The organism is Aquimarina mytili (genome assembly GCF_016735115.1).
GTDB classification, from domain to species: Bacteria; Bacteroidota; Bacteroidia; order Flavobacteriales; family Flavobacteriaceae; genus Aquimarina; species Aquimarina mytili.
The window spans coordinates 87,872-106,697 of the sequence record NZ_JAERQJ010000006.1 but is presented as its reverse complement, the minus strand read 5'-3'; the positions used below and the strand labels follow the sequence as shown (position 1 = coordinate 106,697).

General features: G+C 34.2%; 18 protein-coding genes. 6 read left to right on the top strand and 12 right to left on the bottom strand.

All coding sequences use genetic code 11. From position 1 onward, the window contains the following. Positions 1–69 precede the first annotated feature (69 nt). From JJQ60_RS15020 to JJQ60_RS14975, 10 genes are all read right to left on the bottom strand, one after another. Positions 70–1,173: a TRAP transporter substrate-binding protein gene (locus JJQ60_RS15020; RefSeq protein WP_201921920.1), complete on the bottom strand. Its 1,104-nt coding sequence runs from the start codon at positions 1,171–1,173 to the stop codon at positions 70–72. A 61-nt stretch (positions 1,174–1,234) separates the two neighbouring features. Continuing rightward, the gene (locus JJQ60_RS15015; protein WP_201921917.1) at positions 1,235–2,581 is read right to left on the bottom strand and encodes a TRAP transporter large permease; all 1,347 of its coding nucleotides are present in this window, start codon (positions 2,579–2,581) and stop codon (positions 1,235–1,237) included. After that, positions 2,581–3,084 carry a TRAP transporter small permease subunit gene (locus JJQ60_RS15010; protein ID WP_201921914.1) on the bottom strand — a complete coding sequence of 168 codons (504 nt, stop codon included), beginning with the start codon at positions 3,082–3,084 and terminating at the stop codon, positions 2,581–2,583. The genes JJQ60_RS15015 and JJQ60_RS15010 overlap by 1 nt, the downstream gene beginning before the upstream one ends. Positions 3,085–3,151: 67 nt before the next feature. Continuing rightward, on the bottom strand, positions 3,152–3,913 hold the full coding sequence (yaaA, locus tag JJQ60_RS15005) for a peroxide stress protein YaaA (protein ID WP_201921911.1): 762 nt from the start codon (positions 3,911–3,913) through the stop codon (positions 3,152–3,154). Positions 3,914–4,023: 110 nt separating this feature from the next. Further along, the gene (locus JJQ60_RS15000; RefSeq protein ID WP_201921908.1) at positions 4,024–4,701 is read right to left on the bottom strand and encodes a VOC family protein; all 678 of its coding nucleotides are present in this window, start codon (positions 4,699–4,701) and stop codon (positions 4,024–4,026) included. Between the two features lie 212 nt (positions 4,702–4,913). Then, entirely contained in the window at positions 4,914–5,105 is a 192-nt protein-coding gene (locus JJQ60_RS14995) for a cold-shock protein (RefSeq protein WP_201921905.1), read from the bottom strand. 156 nt (positions 5,106–5,261) lie between these two features. Next, the gene (locus JJQ60_RS14990; protein WP_201921902.1) at positions 5,262–6,596 is read right to left on the bottom strand and encodes an amidohydrolase family protein; all 1,335 of its coding nucleotides are present in this window, start codon (positions 6,594–6,596) and stop codon (positions 5,262–5,264) included. An 82-nt stretch (positions 6,597–6,678) separates the two neighbouring features. Then, entirely contained in the window at positions 6,679–7,281 is a 603-nt protein-coding gene (locus JJQ60_RS14985) for a helix-turn-helix domain-containing protein (protein WP_201921888.1), read from the bottom strand. Positions 7,282–7,817: 536 nt separating this feature from the next. After that, positions 7,818–8,867 carry an RluA family pseudouridine synthase gene (locus JJQ60_RS14980; protein WP_201921885.1) on the bottom strand — a complete coding sequence of 350 codons (1,050 nt, stop codon included), beginning with the start codon at positions 8,865–8,867 and terminating at the stop codon, positions 7,818–7,820. A 7-nt stretch (positions 8,868–8,874) separates the two neighbouring features. After that, positions 8,875–9,471, bottom strand: coding sequence for a PASTA domain-containing protein (locus JJQ60_RS14975; RefSeq protein ID WP_201921882.1), 597 nt, complete (start codon positions 9,469–9,471; stop codon positions 8,875–8,877). A 94-nt stretch (positions 9,472–9,565) separates the two neighbouring features. Here JJQ60_RS14975 and JJQ60_RS14970 point away from each other — a divergent pair, with 94 nt between their 5' ends. The 5 genes from JJQ60_RS14970 to JJQ60_RS14950 all read left to right on the top strand — a co-directional run bounded on the left by JJQ60_RS14970 (position 9,566) and on the right by JJQ60_RS14950 (position 14,271). Next, entirely contained in the window at positions 9,566–10,549 is a 984-nt protein-coding gene (locus JJQ60_RS14970) for a D-alanine--D-alanine ligase (RefSeq protein WP_201921879.1), read from the top strand. A 179-nt stretch (positions 10,550–10,728) separates the two neighbouring features. Next, positions 10,729–11,184: a pantetheine-phosphate adenylyltransferase gene (gene coaD / locus JJQ60_RS14965; protein ID WP_201921876.1), complete on the top strand. Its 456-nt coding sequence runs from the start codon at positions 10,729–10,731 to the stop codon at positions 11,182–11,184. 6 nt (positions 11,185–11,190) lie between these two features. After that, a complete protein-coding gene (locus JJQ60_RS14960; RefSeq protein WP_201921873.1) occupies positions 11,191–11,580 on the top strand; it encodes a VOC family protein in 390 nt (129 codons plus the stop codon). 86 nt (positions 11,581–11,666) lie between these two features. Next, positions 11,667–13,064 (top strand): DUF1800 domain-containing protein, encoded by a 1,398-nt coding sequence (locus JJQ60_RS14955; RefSeq protein ID WP_201921870.1) that lies wholly within the window; start codon positions 11,667–11,669, stop codon positions 13,062–13,064. Positions 13,065–13,077: 13 nt separating this feature from the next. Then, positions 13,078–14,271 carry a DUF1501 domain-containing protein gene (locus JJQ60_RS14950; protein WP_201921868.1) on the top strand — a complete coding sequence of 398 codons (1,194 nt, stop codon included), beginning with the start codon at positions 13,078–13,080 and terminating at the stop codon, positions 14,269–14,271. On the opposite strand, the gene JJQ60_RS14945 is transcribed toward JJQ60_RS14950, so the two are convergent. Continuing rightward, positions 14,264–14,518 carry a hypothetical protein gene (locus JJQ60_RS14945; protein WP_201921865.1) on the bottom strand — a complete coding sequence of 85 codons (255 nt, stop codon included), beginning with the start codon at positions 14,516–14,518 and terminating at the stop codon, positions 14,264–14,266. The two genes, JJQ60_RS14950 and JJQ60_RS14945, sit on opposite strands and share 8 nt — an antisense overlap. Before the next feature lie 97 nt (positions 14,519–14,615). Here JJQ60_RS14945 and JJQ60_RS14940 point away from each other — a divergent pair, with 97 nt between their 5' ends. Then, positions 14,616–15,074, top strand: coding sequence for a GyrI-like domain-containing protein (locus tag JJQ60_RS14940; protein WP_201921863.1), 459 nt, complete (start codon positions 14,616–14,618; stop codon positions 15,072–15,074). 56 nt (positions 15,075–15,130) lie between these two features. Here JJQ60_RS14940 and JJQ60_RS14935 read toward each other — a convergent pair whose 3' ends face one another. After that, positions 15,131–18,739, bottom strand: coding sequence for an RICIN domain-containing protein (locus JJQ60_RS14935; protein ID WP_201921860.1), 3,609 nt, complete (start codon positions 18,737–18,739; stop codon positions 15,131–15,133). Positions 18,740–18,826: the final 87 nt, after the last annotated feature.

The window sequence follows — 18,826 nt, the reverse complement described above, 5'->3', positions numbered from 1 at the left end:
TTTCGAAAGCACTTTTATTAACTTGAGGTTTACTAATTTACACCATTATATATCTGGTAGATATTATAATTATTTCTGTATTTTATTGTAATAGGCTTTCTCTGTTATTTCTGACCATTTGGATATTTGTTTCTGAAAAGCAGAATAGCTTTCATATACTTCTTTGGATAAAGGATCATCACCTATCATTTCTTGTAATGCTTCATCTGTATATCCGCGTAATGCTTCAAGCGTTTCTTTCGAAAACTCTCTAATTTCTACACCTTCTTCGTTAACCAATTTATCTAAGTAAATACCATTTTGCTTGTCAAACTCTGCCAACACCCATACCTGGGCTCGTTTAGAAGCCGCTTCAAGTGCAGCTTGCAAGTGAGGTGGCAAACCATCATACAAATTTTTATTGATAAAAAACTCTAACTGCGATCCTGTTTCGTGCCATCCTGGTGTATAGTAATATTTTGCAATTTTATGGAACCCCATTTTATAGTCGTGATAGGGGCCAATCCATTCTGTAGCATCAATAACACCACGCTCTAAACTTGTATATACTTCGCTACCTGCAACTAAAACAGCTGCACCTCCTGCTTTTTCAAGCACTTTACCTCCAATGCCTGGCAATCGCATCTTTAACCCTTTAAAATCTTCTATAGTGTTGATTTCTTTATTAAACCACCCTCCCATTTGTACTCCTGTATTTCCTCCCATAAAAGGGACCAGATTAAACTGAGCATATGTTTTTTTCCAAAGCTCATATCCACCACCAGTCTCTAACCAGGAAGTAATTTGCTGGCTATTCATACCAAATGGAACTGCTGCAAAAAATTGTGCTGCCGGAGTTTTCCCCGCCCAATAATATGCTGCGCCACATCCCATTTCAATAGTTCCTTGAGAAACTGCATCAAAAGCCTCTAAAGGTGGTACTAATTCTCCCCCCCCATATACTTTAATCTTGATCTGACCATTGGTTAACTCATCTACCCATTCTGAGTATTTTTCCGCAACCTCTCCTACCACAGGAAAATTAGGAGGCCAGGTGGTTGTCATTTTCCAATAAAATACTTTATCTGGCTTTGCTACATCATAAGAATTAGTATTCATCATACTAGCCGGCGGATCTCCTAAGCAGGAAAAAAACAAGAGTCCTGTAATCACTATGCTTAAAAGTCTTGTCATATTATTTTTTTTGATTTGAAAAAAATTGATAAACTTCATTAGTATATATTTGGTCATTCTATTATTCTGAAATAAAAATGATTTCAGGAAAAAACATCACTAAGCTTACTATTAATAACTGGATAACAATAAATGGGATAATCCCTTTATAAATCTGACTAGTCTTTACTTGTTCTGGTGCCACCCCCTTGAGATAAAACAATGCAAATCCAAAAGGAGGAGTTAAAAATGAGGTTTGCAGGTTTAGCGCTATCAAAACCCCCACCCAAAGCATATTCATATCAAAAGCATTAAAAACAGGAGTTACTACAGGAACTATAATGAATACTATTTCAATAAAATCAATAAAAAAACCTGCAATAAAAACGACAACCATCACCAATAATAAAAACATCAATGGGGTTAAATTAGAAGACATAATTAGTTCCTGAAGATAAGAATCTCCCCCCAAACTTCTGAATACCAAAGTAAATGTAGTAGCCCCTAAAAGGATAAAAAACACCATCGAGGTTAGTTTAGTTGTCTCTTGTGCTACCTCTTTTAGTATTTTGAATGAGAATTTCTTCTGAATTAATGTTAAAACTGTAGCCCCAATAGCTCCAATAGCCGAAGCTTCTGTAGGAGAAGCAACCCCTGTGAAGATTGATCCTAAAACCAGAACGATCAGGAGTATCGGTAAAAACAGTACTTTTAAAATCTTAGACATAAAATTATTACCTCTAAACTGCTTGATTTCTTCGGCTGGGATAATTGGTGCATCTTCTTTATGAATAAAAGACTTTATTAAAATATAAATAATATACAGTACAACTAATAGGATACCCGGTAGTAATGCTACCGAAAACAGAGCTCCCACATCTACAGAAGCCGATCCGCGTGATGAACTGTTAATGGTATCTGCCAATAATACTAAAACTATAGAGGGAGGAATAATTTGTCCTAAAGTACCTGAAGAAGCTATCACTCCGGTTGCCAACTCGGTTTTATATCCTCTTTTTAACATCGTAGGTAAGCTAATCAATCCCATTGTCACTACAGTAGCTCCAACAATACCAGTTGATGCTGCCAATAAAGCCCCAACAATGACAACCGAGATTGCTAATCCTCCACGTATTCGACCAAACATCATAGCCATTGTCTCCAGTAAACTTTGTGCCAACCCAGATTTCTCTAACATAATTCCCATAAAAATGAATAAAGGAACAGCCATAAGCACATAATTATTAACTACTCCCATAATCCTGGATGGAAGCAAATAAAATGTAGACATCTGAAAAGTCTCTGGTGCAAAAATAGATACTCCAAACGCAAAGGCAACTGAAATCCCTCCTAAAGTAAATGCAACCGGATACCCTCGTAGAATAAGAATGAAAATGATTACAAATAAGACTATTGCTAAATATTCCATTAATTATCCTTATTAAAAATGACTTGAATTGATTTGAGCATATGAGAAACTCCTTGAATCAAAAGAAAAACAAAACCTAAAGTGATGCAAAATTTAAGCAGATACAGTGCTGGCAAACCTCCTGGCTGAGGGGAGCTTTCTCCTATCAGAAAAGAAGATAATCCATAATACCAAGAAGAAACGATAACCACATAGCACCAAGGTACCAGTAAAAAGGCTCCGCCTATTAAATCGACCCAAGCCTTTCCTTTCTTAGAGAGTTTTGTATAAAATATATCAACTCGCACATGTTTCTCATATTTAAATGTATACCCTGAAGCCAGGAGAAACATCATTCCAAATAGATATATTTCTATCTCAATCATCCAGACATATGTAAACTGAAAAATATAGCGAATAATGACATCTACCCCAATTACGATTGCCAATAAGACGGCAATCCAACTAACGATAGCACCTATTTTTTCTCCAATCCAGTCGAGAAAATTAATAATGTGTTGCATCTAATGATTTGTGTATTGTGAATACTCGGGATGAAGATACTAAAATTAGATGCATTGAGATATGTATCTATCTCACAAAAACAAGCTCATTTGGTTTGACGGTATATTCTTCACTAAAACCATAGCCCTCATAATTAAATCCTTTTAGATCCTCTATAGTTTCTGCACCCGTATCAATAATATAACGAACCATCATTCCGCGAGCTTTTTTAGCGAAGAAACTTATCATTTTCAGCTTATCACCTTTCCAATCTTTAAATTGAGGGGTAATTACGGGCACTTTTAGTGTTTTGGTATCAATTGCACTGAAATATTCATTACTTGCCAGATTAACAAACAATTCGTCATCTTCTAACTCCTCATTGAGTTGTTGTGTTAAAGTTTTCTTCCAAAATTCGTATAAATTATTTTTTCTACCGACTTTTAGTTTTGTCCCCATTTCTAGTCGATATGGCTGTATCAAATCTAATGGTTTCAAAAACCCGTAGAGCCCAGACAAAATTCTAAGCTTATCTTGTAATGCTTCTAACTTATCTTCTGGGATTGTATATGCATCTAATCCAACATATACATCTCCATTAAAGGCATATACCGCTTGTCTTGCATTTTCTATAGTAAACGGAAGATGAAAGTCTTGGTTACGCTGCCAATTGAGTTGTGATAATTTATCACTAATACTCATTAAATCTGAAAGCTTTTTAGGCGTTTTCTTCTTTAACACTGCATTCAGTTTTTCAGCTTCTGATAAAAAAGCTGGTTCTGTATATTGTTTTGTTGGTATTTTGGTTTCAAAATCCAAAGATTTAGCCGGAGATACTACAATTTTCATTTATATGTGTTTTGTAATTCAAAAATACAATAGTGTATTGATAATTAAAATCTACATGAGTATTTCTTCTCTATCTAGGTATTAGAAAGATCTATTCCTATTAATTATAATTATTCATTAAGTAGCAAAGCTTTTAATTCTTCTTTTCGATATTCAATAGAATACGTTTTCCCATTTTCTTCAATAATCATTTCAAAATCTGACGAGTACGCTTTATCATTTGTAGGATACCATTTTTTAGTATTCTTATTTATGCAAATAAAAAGTCCATTGTCATTTCCTACGGCACAAAATCTTTCAAAACTTCCATCATAGACCTCTAGTCCACAATTTTCATTCAATAGTGTAAATTCTCTTTTAATACTAGTGGTGGGTATACCAATTTCTGAAATTTCAAGAAACGAATTTTGATCAAAACTTCTTGTTGATGCATTATTTAGATTTTTTCTGGCGATTAGCTCTACGATATTATAATCGGCATCATAAAAATACATTGCCTTAGCATTCCAATTCACAAAATCTATAATCGTATGATTACCATCTTTTAAAACATCAACTCGTTTCTTTAACCAATTAAAAGCTTCATCCTCTTTATTTGATGGAATATTAATTGCAAAATGATAGGGTGTAGCAGTAGTACTGAATACGATATTTAATACAGATTCTCCTAATGTAAAAGAAACCGAGTCATTAACGCTATACTTGGGTTCTAGGTTTAAAACATCTGTATAAAATTTAGTTTGCTTTTCTAGCTGGCTGGTATATATAGTAAGAGATTTAATATTCATATCATCAATCCTTGTAATTCAAAATGAGCTAGTTGATTATGATAATAAAGGTACATTAGTACACTTACAATTAAAATCTAATGGTGTATTTCTTTTTTATTTGAGTATTAGAAGATTCTATAGAACTATATTATTACTATTACAATCTGAATGCAATGAAAAAAGCCCGTCATAACTGACAGGCTTGTGTTTTAAAAAAGTCAAAATGTATATTATAATACTTTCACGTTTACCGCGTTAAGCCCTTTTTTACCTTCTTTTAGTTCAAACTCTACTTCGTCACCTTCACGAACCTCGTCGATTAAGCCTGAAATGTGTACAAAATGATCTTTGTTTGATCCTTCTTCTGTGATGAATCCAAATCCTTTGGAGTCATTAAAAAATTTTACTGTTCCTTTATTCATTATAAAATATTAAAGTGCGAAGGTACTATTATTTCGTTAGTAATCCCTACTTATTTCAAAATAAAGTTTTTGATAACAAAAATTTAATATTGTATAAAGACTTTGATAATAAACAAAATAGCTTTTTTTTAAACCTAACCGAGGTATTCAAAATTCTTATTCTTCTTCTGTTTTACAATGCTCTTCAACTTCTTTTAGCATTTTATTCAGGCCCTCTTTGCTCAACCATTTTCCATGAATCACAACGCCTTCAATAGTTTGGGTATTGCTAATATTTTGTAATGGATTTTTATTGAGCAGTACCAAATCAGCTAGTTTTCCTGTTGTGATGGTTCCACTTATCGATGCTCTATTTAGATATCTTGCAGGGTTTACCGTTGCAGTTTTTAGAGCTTCATATGGCGAAAGTCCCGAATTACATATAAGTTCTAGTTCTCGATGTAATGAAAAACCTGGTAAAAAAAGCCCATAGGTATCGCTACCTGCAATCAAAGGCACCTTTGCATCATGTAGTATTTTAGTAAAACCCTTTTGCCACTCCAGTTCTTTTTCTAGACGAATAAGAGATTCTGGTGCAGTAAACCATGTATTAGAACGATAGTGCGTAGTATCAGACAGGCAATATGCCGCATACGCTCTAGGTCGATATTTTATCTGATCGCTTTTCTTTAAAACAGCAAACTTCTTATCGTCGGCATATCGGCTAATCATCTCGAAAACACCTAATGTCGGAGACACATAAACCCCACTTGTTTTAATCATGTCTGCTACTTGTTTTAAATAAGAGGTATCTTCCTTTTGTTTACTATTTAATATGTACATAAACTCTTCTACATGGGCTATTGATTTCATTCTTAATGAATATTCTAATGGAAGTTTACGCTGCCCATGACCCACAACAGGAATATTGTATTTACTTGTTTCTTTTAATAGTTTAACATATATATTTTCTGGAAGATTGTCTGCTATTTTCAAATAATCATACCCCCTATCATGATGTTTCTTAACAACGGCTACTACTTCTTCTTCTGTTTGTAAATCATGTATCTTCAAATAAGGCCCCGTAGTAACATAATATGGCGATAAAAATTTGTGATTATTAGCTTGTTCTCTAATCATAATTTGATCTTGTCCTTCGTACTCTGCCATATTGCGCACAGCAGTTACTCCGTTAGCGACTAAGAGTTTAAATTCATCTCTAACATCATTTTCTAAATGATAATGCATTTCGGTTAATCCCGGGATGAGAAACTTTCCTTTTGCCGGAATAATTATATCCGTTTGTTGCGTAGGTTCTATTAAAGCAGATTCTATCTTGCTAATCATTCCATTTTTGATAATTACTCGTTGATTCTTAAGAACAACTTCTTCATGCATCGGAATGACATTTACATTTTCAAATGTAATACTTTGGGTTTGGGCATAAATCTCTGAGTAATTATATATACAAAGCAATCCGTAAACAATGTATACAATACCAAGTCTTAACATAGTGTAATTTTTTATGATTAAACAATGCTAAATCTAGATAATATCAACTTTTTGATGGTTTCGAATTGTAAGGTTCTAACAATTATGAACTCATTTTATGCTGCATTTTGAACTCGTTAGGAGAACATCCAGTTTCTTTTTTGAAGGTATTATAAAATGTAGTTTTAGAATTAAATCCAGCTTCCATACCTATAGCCAGTAAGCTATATTTATCAAAATCGGGATCTAAGATCATTTTTTTAACATCGGCTACACGATATTTATTGACGAATTCAGAAAAATTAACTCCGTGAACAGCATTGAGTTGTTGTGAAAGATAGCCACTACTAATCCCTAATCTTTTTGCAACTATATCTCTACTCAAATCAGGATTGTGGTGTATTTGTTCTTGCTCTATCAAATTTATAAATTGACGAATGTATTGACTACTATCATTCGAATTATCGATGACAGTTCCCCTTTTAGCATTTTTTAGCAAGTTCCTGATTTCATATTGATCATTAGATAGCTTGAACTGATACAATCCTTTATAAATCAACCAATACATAAAAACCGAAACCGCTATCCACAAGAAGGTTAATGGCATCTTATCTCCATACACAAACCTAAACCCTTCTAAAATCACGCCATAAAGCTCTAAAACAGAAATAAATACCCAGATCCATTTTATCCACTTTGTATTCATTTTGACATTGAAGGTATTATAAAATACACAACGAAAAGATAAAAGCATAAATACAACCGGAAACAAAATTGAGAGAAAACTTATACTCTTGTAAAAATAAAATATAACCTGATCCTGGTACGGAAAACTAAGTTCATATATAGAAAAAACAGTATCAAAATAAATAAAAGCATTGATTGTACTTAGCGCAAGAAAAGGAATAAATAATAATCTAACATGCTTACTTTTACCAAACGGATGATTCATTTTTTTGAGAAAAAATAAATACAAAGTAACGGGGTATAAAAATTGCCACAGCAAAAGATCAAGTATAGAAATGATTGTAGGATTCATTTTTAAATCCCAAAACCAATTATTCAGCCCTATAATTGATAAGATAATAAGTGTGTATCCTAAATAGGCATTATTATTATTTTTAAAAAATCTGGAAAATAGAATTAAAAGCCCAAATACAAAACCATGAACGACACCGATTAAGATAAAGATTTCTATAAATGAAACTTCCATAAATCAATTACGGCTTAAGAGTTCAAGTACTATTCTTCTTTCAATTGGTTTTTTGCATAATTTTTCCAACGCTCAATACATAATTGCATATCGTCTGGAATCGAGGTCTCAAAATGCATTTTCTCACCCGTAGTTGGATGTTCAAAACCTAAGGTTCTGGCATGTAACGCTTGTCTAGGTAAAATCTTAAAACAATTTTCTACAAATTGCTTGTACTTGGTAAATGTTGTGCCTTTTAATATTTTTTCACCTCCATACCGTTCATCATTAAATAACGTATGACCAATATACTTCATATGTACACGAATCTGATGTGTTCTTCCAGTTTCGAGTCTACAAGAAACTAAGGTTACATATCCTAATCGTTCGATCACTTTATAGTGTGTAATTGCAGGTTTCCCCTTCTCTGCTTCATCACCTTCAAAAACGGTATTTTGCAATCTGTTTTTTGGGTGTCTGCCTATATTACCTTCAATAGTACCTTCATCTTCATTAAGATTTCCCCAAACAATAGCCACATATTCACGCTCACTCGTCTTATCAAAAAACTGCTTTGCAAGATGAGTCATTGCTTCCTCAGTTTTAGCTACAACCAACAGACCACTAGTATCTTTATCGATACGATGCACTAATCCAGGACGATTACTACTATTATTAGGCAGATTATCAAAATGATAAATCAATGCATTGATCAAAGTACCAGAATAATTACCATGACCAGGATGCACTACCATACCGGCCGGTTTATTCACAACTAATAATGCATCGTCTTCATATACAATATCCAAAGGAATATCTTCTGGAGTAAGTAAGTTTTCATAAGGAGGATGCGCAAATAATACACGAACTACATCATTGGGTTTTACCTTATGATTTGATTTTACGGCTATATCATTTACAAAAACACTACCAGATTTGGCAGCTTGTTGAATTTTATTTCGCGTAGCATTCTCAACAAAGTTCATTAAAAACTTATCTACTCGCAAAGGAACTTGTCCTGCACCCGCTACAAAACGATAATGTTCATAGAGATCATCCTCGTTATTCTCAAAATCTTCGGTATGTAAGTTTTCTTCCAAAATATGATTAATTAGAAAGATTTATTGTTCCTCCTTTTCCGTCACCCAAAACCAAATCTATCGTAGATGTTTTCATCAGTTTTGTTCCTGGTGCTAACTTCTTCCCTTTATGTCTTAACTCAAGAACCATGTCTCTTGCAATATTGGGCTGATAGGTAACCGATCCTATTTTAAAACCTAAAGCTTTAAGTTTAGGCTCTGCCTGTCTCCTAGTGTTTTGAACCACATTAGGAACTTCTATTTTTCTATATCCAGAAGGGTTTAAAGTAACATAGATCTTACGATTTTCTTTTACTTCACTTCCTGAAACCGGATTTTGTTCTATCACAGAATATCTTGGGTAATCAGGGTTAAAATTAGCAGAATCCTGAACCTCAAAACGTAAGTCTTTTTCTTCTAAAATCTTTTGTACTTCATCTAAAGTCTTTTTACTTAAACTAGGCACAACAATTCGCTGGTGATGATTTGTAGTGCTTTCTAACCACTGCAAGGCAACATAAGAAAGTATCACAAGCATCGCAACAGCGATTACAAGCTGGATAAGGAATATTTTGCTATACACAAACTTGAAAAGATCCTTGAAGAAATTGATAACTGCGTTCATAAATACATGCATAATTTGGACAAATATATAAAAACGGAAAGTTTTAAGCTTTTCTTATGAGATAAATGATATTTTTGTTTTCAAAAGTTATCCAATGAAGAAAAACATTGCCATTTTGATGGGAGGATACTCCAGCGAATTTGATATATCTATTCAAAGCGGAAATGTAGTTTATAAACATATTGATCGAGAGGCATATATCCCTTATAGAGTTCATATCACCAAAGATGGCTGGTTTTATGTTAGTGATGATAACCAAAAGCATCGTATTGATAAAAATGATTTTTCGTTAACTATAAATGATTCTAAAATTATTTTTGATGCTGCTTTTAATATTGTGCATGGTACTCCCGGAGAAGATGGTTTACTTCAAGCTTATTTTGAGCTGATTGGAATCCCACAAACAGCCTGTGATTTTTACCAGGCGGCACTTACATTTAATAAGCGTGATTGTATTAGTACCCTCAAACCTTACGGAATCCCAACGGCCACTAATTATTTTTTGAATAAAGGAGATAACATCAATACAAAAGCTATCCTAGATACTGTAGGATTGCCTTGCTTTGTAAAAGCCAATAAAGCAGGAAGCAGTTATGGGGTTTCTAAAGTGAATACAGAAGCCGAACTTTTACCAGCAATAGATGTTGCCTACAAAGAAGATGATGAAATCATTATTGAATCTTTTTTAAGCGGAACCGAAGTTTCTGTCGGTGTAATTACATATAAAGGGAAAGACACTGTACTGCCCATTACAGAAATCGTATCTGAAAATGAGTTTTTCGATTATGAAGCAAAATATTTGGGTAAATCGCAAGAAATAACACCGGCCAGATTATCCGAAGAGGATACTAAAAAAGTACAAGATCTTGCTTTAAAAATCTATCAAATCTTAAAAATGAAAGGGTTTTCCAGAAGCGAGTATATTTTTCATAATGGCGAACCTCATTTTGTTGAAATGAATACTAATCCTGGTTTTAGTGAAGCTAGTATATTACCTCAACAAGCTTTAGCAGCCGGTATCAGTCTAAAGGACCTATTAACAAATACTATAGAAGAAGCTATTTTGAATTACGATTGACCATTGACGAATTAAGAATTATAATAAGATGGAAATTCAATAGCTTTTATATCGCCTTTTAATCTATTTCTTATGCTCTTTACGTTGTAAGCCTAACATCAAACTACAAAATCTAAAATCGTAATTTTTAAAATCGTAATTTCATCTATCTTTGTAATCACACCAATCAATAATCACTCATGAGAAGAGCTGTTTTTCCAGGATCATTTGACCCCATCACTTTAGGACATTACGACATTATAGAAAGAGGGTTAACTCTTTTTGATGAAATTATTATTGCCATAGGGATCAATGCCGATAAAAAATACATGTTCACTCTTGAAGAACGTAAGCATTTTATTGAAGAATCCTTCAAAAATGAACCTAAGATCAAAGTAATGACCTATAAAGGGCTTACTGTAGATTTTTGCAAAAAACAAAATGCAAGTTTTATACTTAGAGGTTTAAGAAATCCAGCTGATTTTGAGTTCGAAAAGGCAATAGCACACACCAACCGTAAAATGTCTGAAATTGAAACGGTATTCTTACTTACCTCTTCAGGCAAAAGTTATATTTCTTCATCAATCGTGCGAGATGTGATTCGTAATGGTGGTGATGTTTCTGGATTAGTACCCGAAACTGTTCTTGTTAAATAATTTGCTATGCGAAAAATTGGTGCTCTTACTCTAGTGGTTAAAGACTATGACGAAGCGATACAGTTTTATGTCGAAAAGCTAAATTTCAAACTTATCCAAGACACCAAACTAGATGATCAAAAGCGATGGGTGGTTATCTCTCCTTCAGACACTAATGAAACTCATATTTTACTCGCTCAAGCGGCTTCTTCAGAACAAAAACAAGCCATTGGTAACCAAACCGGAGGGCGCGTTTTTCTATTTCTACACACCGATGATTTCTGGAAAGATTATAACCATATGAAAGCCAAAGGGATTACCTTCCTGGAAGAGCCCAGAGAAGAAGTCTACGGCACCGTTGTCGTTTTTGAAGACCTCTATGGCAACACATGGGATTTGATTGAACCTAAAAACTAGTCTTTACGTGTTTTATTCTTTTGTATTGAAACATTACAATTAAACCTTTATCCAAAATCATAGTCTTACAGATAAAGACTGTGACTATGAACACCTCTTTATCAGATAAGCAGATACAACATCTTTATTGGCGAATGGGATTCGGGATTTCGTCTAATGAGCTAAATGCGGTTAGAAAACTCTCAAAAAATAATATCGTAGATCGATTGTTTTCCGAAAGTATTCAAAAAACTTTGCTATCTATAGATTTTGAAGGCCTACAAAAAAATCCCAAAGATTTAACCCCAGAAGAACGAAAACAACAACGACAGCTTCGTAATGATAAGATGTCTGAACTCAATATACTTTGGCTCAAACAATTAATTGATACAAAACAAATCCTTCGTGAAAAGATGACTCTATTTTTTCATGATCACTTTGCGGTTAGACTAAGAACTCCCAGAGCTTGTATTCATCTTAATAATATTATACGACAACATGCACTAGGCAATTTTGGAGACATGCTTATGGAGGTATCAAAATCTCCGGCCATGCTCATTTTTCTTAATAATCGACAAAACCGGAAAAACCACCCTAATGAGAATTTTGCCCGTGAGGTGATGGAGCTTTTTACATTAGGTAGAGATAACGGATATACCGAAACTGACATCAAAGAAGCCGCAAGAGCTTTTACTGGTTGGAATTTCACAAAAAACGGTGCTTTCATTTTCCGCAAAACCCATCATGATTATGGTACAAAAACTATTTTGGGAGAAACAGGAAATTTTACCGGAGAAGATGTGATCAAAATCCTTTTAGGTCAAAAACAAACGGCAAGGTATATCTGCGAAAAACTATATAAATATTTTGTAAATGACGATATCAACAAAAACCATATCGAAATCTTAACAAATGCTTTTTTTAATTCTAATTATGATTTAAAAACTGTTATTGATACTATGTTAAAAAGTGATTGGTTTTATGATTCTCAAAATATTGGAACCAAGATAAAGTCTCCTATAGAATTAATAGTGGGATTAAGTAAATCATTTGGAATCCAATATGAAGATCCCAAAGTGCTACTATATCTTCAGCGCAAATTAAATCAAATGCTATTTTTTCCTCCCAATGTAGCCGGGTGGCCGGGTGGCAAAGCATGGATAGATAATTCAACTTTGATGCTTCGGTTAAAATTAGCATCATTAACATTAAATAGTGGTGTAATCGAATGGCATAACAACGGTGACATGCCCAAAAACATGATGATTAGACAACAAATGTACCGTAAAATGAAATCTAAATTTCAGAAGAAGGTAAAAGCAAAACCTAATTGGAATATTTTTCTGTCTACGTTGCAAGCAGAAGATAAAGCGAGCATTCTAAGCTTTATGCTTCAACCTAAACTTTCTACTGCAGCTAATGATATTGTGCAAAAATTGCATGCTACCGATACCAAGAATTTTGTTATCGAAATATTGAGTTTACCCGAATATCAACTTTGTTAAAACCCCAACGAACATGAAAAGAAGAGATTTTTTAAAGCAATCGGTTTTTGCATCAGGAATGACGTTAGTCCCTTCCTTTCTGAAGGGGATGGAATTTTTATCTCCAGATCAATTATCGGGATATAAAAATGTTATTATCATCCAACTTTCGGGAGGAAATGATGGGTTAAATAGTATTATACCAATACATAATGATATCTATCATCGTCTAAGGCCTTCAATCGCTAAAAAAGAAGGTCAGACCATAAAAATAACAGGTGATTTAGCTTTTAATAACAAACTAAAAGCGATTGCATCATTATATGATTTAGGAGAAGTAACTATACTCAATAATGTTGGATACCCTAACCCTAATCGATCGCATTTTAGAAGCACAGATATCTGGCAAACCGCTAGTAATGCTAATGAATATCTATCAACAGGTTGGATAGGCAGGTTTTTAGATTCTAATTGCCAGTATCCTTATCAGGCTATAGAAGTGGATAATTCTTTATCATTAGCCATGAAGGGTACTATCAGGAATGGCATAGCCGTTTCTGACCCAAATCAATTGTATAAAACAACTAGAGAACCCTTCTTCAAAAATCTTGTCGCCAATACCGAAAAAGAAATGTTGAATGAAGATAACCAGGGATACCTCTATAAAACGATGTTAGAAACCTATTCTTCTGCCTCCTACATTCATGAAACCTCTAAGATATATAAAACCAATACAGAATATCCCCAAAATCCTTTTGCAAGAAACCTGAAAACTATTGCCGATTTTATAGTATCTGGCTTAAAAACGAGAGTTTTTTATAGCTCTCTTGGTGGGTTTGACAGTCATGTAAATCAATTAAATAGTCAAGATCGACTATTAAAAATATATTCAGAATCTGTTGGCGCATTAGTAAAAGACCTCAAGAAAAACAACCGATTTAAAGATACTCTGATTCTTACCTTCTCTGAATTTGGTCGCAGAGTAAAACAAAACGGAAGCCGAGGCACCGATCATGGTGCAGCTAATAATGTAATTGCTATTAGTGGCTCTCTTAAAAAGGCCGGGGTGTATAATGAACTTCCAAACCTTTCTGATCTCGATAACAATGGAGATATTAAATATACTATAGATTTTAGAAGTGTATATGCATCAATACTTAATAATTGGTTAGAAGTTAATGATCAAAATGTTTTGAATTCAAGTTTTAAGACATTGGGATTCATATAATTTTGTCAAGAACACCTTCCGTCTTGTCTGGAGAAGCTTCCATCTTGTCAAGAACACCTTCCGTCGTGTCAAGAACACCTTCCGTCGTGTCAAGAACACCTTCCGCCTTGTCATGAACTTCTTCCACCTTGTCATGAACCTCTTCCACCCTGTCATGAACCTCTTCCTCCTTGTCAAGAGTATCTTCCGGCTTGTCAAGAACATTTACCACTAAAAGTATATTAATAGTTGAAGCGTAAATCTTCACGTATATAAAAAATACTTTTTACAGATCACTACTGACATACGTTTGTCATACACCCTATTTACTTTTGGTTTAGTATTCATCTTAAAAAACCAAAAATATGACAACAACAAAATGTAACACCTTTCATGTAATAGGGCTATCAGTGCGAACTAGAAATGAAGATCAACATATCACAAATGATATTCAAAAGTTATGGAACACCTTTATGGAGCGAGGGATTTCTAATAAAATTCCTAATAAGATTGACGAAACCCTCTACGGAATTTACACAGATTATGAAAATGGCGCTTCTGGCTATTACAATGCCATTGTAGGTTGTAAAGTGGATAATCTAGAAAACATACCTGAAGGAATGGTAGGTACCACAATTAAAAACGGAAACTATTCAAAATTTGTTGCCAAAGGAGATGTGACTAAAGAAGCAATCCCAGATGTCTGGGCTAAAATCTGGAGAAGTGATTTGAATCGAACATATGCAACAGATTTTGAGGTATATGATGATAGAGCAGTGGATCCTACAAATGCCGAAGTTGATATTTTTGTAGGAGTTAAATAACTTGTAATAAAGGAGGAGTATATATACTCCTCCTTTATTCTTATGAATCTAATTTATTATTCTTTCAAGAATTTGATAGCTGGGGAACTATCAATAGAAATAAAATATATCCCATCATTTAATACAGAAATATCCATCAATGTATTGTCTTCTCCATTCAATTTTTTGGACAACACTTGGCGTCCTGTAAAATCCATAATAGTTATCAAAGATGCATTATTGATATTGGTTAAGGCGAGTTGCTCACTTGCTGGATTAGGCGATATCATCAACTTATGCACATCAAAATCAGAATTTTCTCTGGTTACAACATTTTTACTTCTAGTATTATCAGCTATAATCTTCCATTTCTGATTATTATTGTTTGCATTAAATGGCCATACTAGTACATTAGCGTTTATTGCTCCTCCTGCTCTATCAAGTGCCATTTGTTGACAATGCATAGGTTTTATACCATAGATATCATTCCCGTTTTTTATTACTTCCCATTGTTTATGTGCATCATTTGCATTTGTCCAAGTTGCAACATTAGCTCCATTATAACATCTAGCATATGGCACCTCTAAATATCTATTAGTTCCTTTGTTTTTAATAGTGTACACATTATCACCTACATGATTAAAAATCCATTTTTGATCATCAAAACTGCCTGGATCGATCATCTTCACATTATGATTTTCTAAGGCCCTGGACAATAATCTTTGATTATTTAAAGGAGAGGTGATTAGATATGTTCCGTCTGGGATTATTTGAGTATTTAAAGCGTTTATCGTAACTCCGGCTACCTGGTCTCTATCGATCCACTCCCTCCAGGTTGTATTCAAGGGACGAATATGAGTTTTGTAGATATATCCGGTTCCTGGATTAGGTATACTTGGAAGATTAACAGTAATAGTCTTTACCCCTTTCCCTTTGGAAACCACCTCTTTCTGTTGAGCAATCCAACTTGTAGAAGACCAAAACTCAACCACTATTTCTCTATCAGTTGATGCTTCATAATCAATATTAAATGTATACGAGTTTGCTGGAAGAATCGTAGTTTGAGCATCTTTGAAACTCACCTTATCTTGATATTGAGGAGTTGATTCTACAGTAATATCAGTAACCTGAGCCCATTTAAGTGCTTGTTGCCAGGAGGTACCTACCGGGCGTATGTGCGCCTTAAACAAATATCCTGTTCCAGCTGCTGGTACACTAGGCAATTTTACAGTAATATTTCTTGTGCCTTTACCAATAGGCACTGTTTCTTTAACACTACTTGCGATCCAACCTGTTGAGGACCAAAAATCAACTTGAATTTCTCTTTCTGTAGAAGCCTCATAAGCAATTTCTACGGTATAAGAATCTGCTGCTTGTATGGTTGTAGTTTGATTTACAAAGGATAATGTATCTTGATATTGCGGAACATCCTTTATAGTTATATCATTTACCTGATCCCATTGTAGTGCCTGTTCCCAAGTAGTACCCACTGGCCGTATATGAACTTTAAATGTATATCCGGTTCCAGGTGTTTGTGCTTGCGGTAAATCTACTGTTATTGATTTTGAATCTTTTCCTTTAGGAACTGTTATGGTTGTACTACTTGCAATCCATCCGGTTGAAGACCAAAAACCTACTTGTATTTCTCTATCTGTAGTAGCTTCATAAGTAACATCAACAGTATAAGAATCTGCGACTGGTAGTGTTGTAGGTACATTTACAAGTTCAACAAGGTCCTTTGAATTGTTATCATCACAAGATTCTCCAGGCAAACCATAACAACCTTGGCCTGTTGGACCAAGAGAAGGATCCCAATTAATTCCAGGTACCCAATTTTCGCCCCCAAACTCATAAGCCCCAGCATCTGGTGCAGCCCCTATAAAACTATCTGTTATACCCGTTATTTGTCTCCCAGCATTTACAGCCGGTGAACCAGAAGTAAGTGTAAATTTATTATTAGTATAACTGGTATATCCTGATTTGGTAATTACGTTATTTTGTTTATCTGCATCTCTTTCAAAGGTACCCTCATCTTCTTGTGTAGAAGGATCATCTACAGTTTTCACATCTGCAATGTTATTCCACACTTTAACATTTGAAAAAGCTGTTCCTGCTTTATGCCAAGCTCCCATTGCTCCACCTTCAGTTTTCACTAAAGTATTATTAAAAATATCAATGTCTTTACCATTCCAGTTAATCTGTACCCCGGTCCATTCTACATTCCATACTACATTATGATGTACAGAAAATGCTTCGGCATCATTATCCAGATAAATCCCAGCGGCTTTTCTTTTTGAACCTCTTGAAGCAGAATCATGAAACCAGTTATGGTGTATTTCTGTATTTTGAGGCCCTCCAACTGTATAAAAAGTGGCACAATCATCAGCTATCAAATTACTTCTATAAACATCATTATAAGCTACTTCACAACGATTACCATTATAATTAATACCATCTCTTCCGCCATTAAAAATTGTATTTCCTATGATTTTATTATCTGTTCCACCTCTGGCAACCAAAGGAGCATCATATGATCCTAAATAATTGAAATCATGTATATAATTGTTTTTTAATACGTTAAATCTACCTCCTAAACGAACTCCGGTTGCTGCACTAAAAGCAAATTCACATTTTTCGATACTATTATTAGTACCATTTACTTCAATACTCGGTTTACCAGCGTTAAAACCTCTAAAAACTCCTTGTGTGTGGTTCCCATAAAATGAAGAAACACCAGTTAATTTGTTGTTATTAGAATTTGTTTTTAATAAAATAGCGCCACCAAAAACAGCAAGGTTTTTAATTTCGATATAACTCCTTCCGTTAAGATCTACTGCTATTTTTCTTCTTCTCATTTGCACCTTTCCATCTACTGGAGCTGCGCCACCAGGCATTTGTACAAACAACTCTTTGGTTTTACTATCAAACCACCATTCGTTTTGGTAATCTAAAGCTCCTTTTACTCCCTCAAGGTAGAAATCACCTTTATCTCTTGGAGCATGAAAAGTTCTAATCCAAGATGGGTTTTTATCTAGAGTAAAGTTTACTCTCCCTGATGTACTGCTCGTAATAAAAGCTTTCCAAGCAATCCACCCTGATCCTGGTTTATCTCCATAAAAAAATACTGATCCACCTTTCCAATTAATATTGGGTATTTGAGATGATGTTAGATAAGCTCCATTCACAACATTAGCGCCACTGCCTCCATCATTTCTTAAAGAGTTTAGTGTAAAAGGCTTGCCATCTGTATTATTGGGCCACCTAGCTAAATCCATTGCCGTATTACCGTTCATCACAAAGTTCTCTTGGCCTAGATCCCAATCTATTTTTATTTTATAAATAGATCCTCTATCATTTTGCCATCCGCTTAATGCTTGCATGGCAGAAATGATCACTTTTTCTCCAGGTTTAGCGATATAAGTAATAGGTCTTCCTGCTACTCCAGATCTGGCTGGCCTAATTACTTCTTCATAGGTACCTCCTCCTATAATAATCATATCTCCTGGTTGAGCAACAGCAGATGCCTTTGCGATTGTTTTGTAGGGTTCTGATTGCGTTCCTGAATTTGAATCATTCCCGTTTTTGGATACATAAATGTCTTTTGCATTTAAATTTGAGGTCAAAATTATAGCCAGTAACACTATAATTTTTTGAAATAAGATTTTAAGAGTTATAGTTTTTGTCATGATTTGTGTGGATTTGGTTAAGAATAAAAAATTGTTCAATTGCTCGTAGTACTAATTCAACTATGTTCGTTTTTCATTAGATACAAA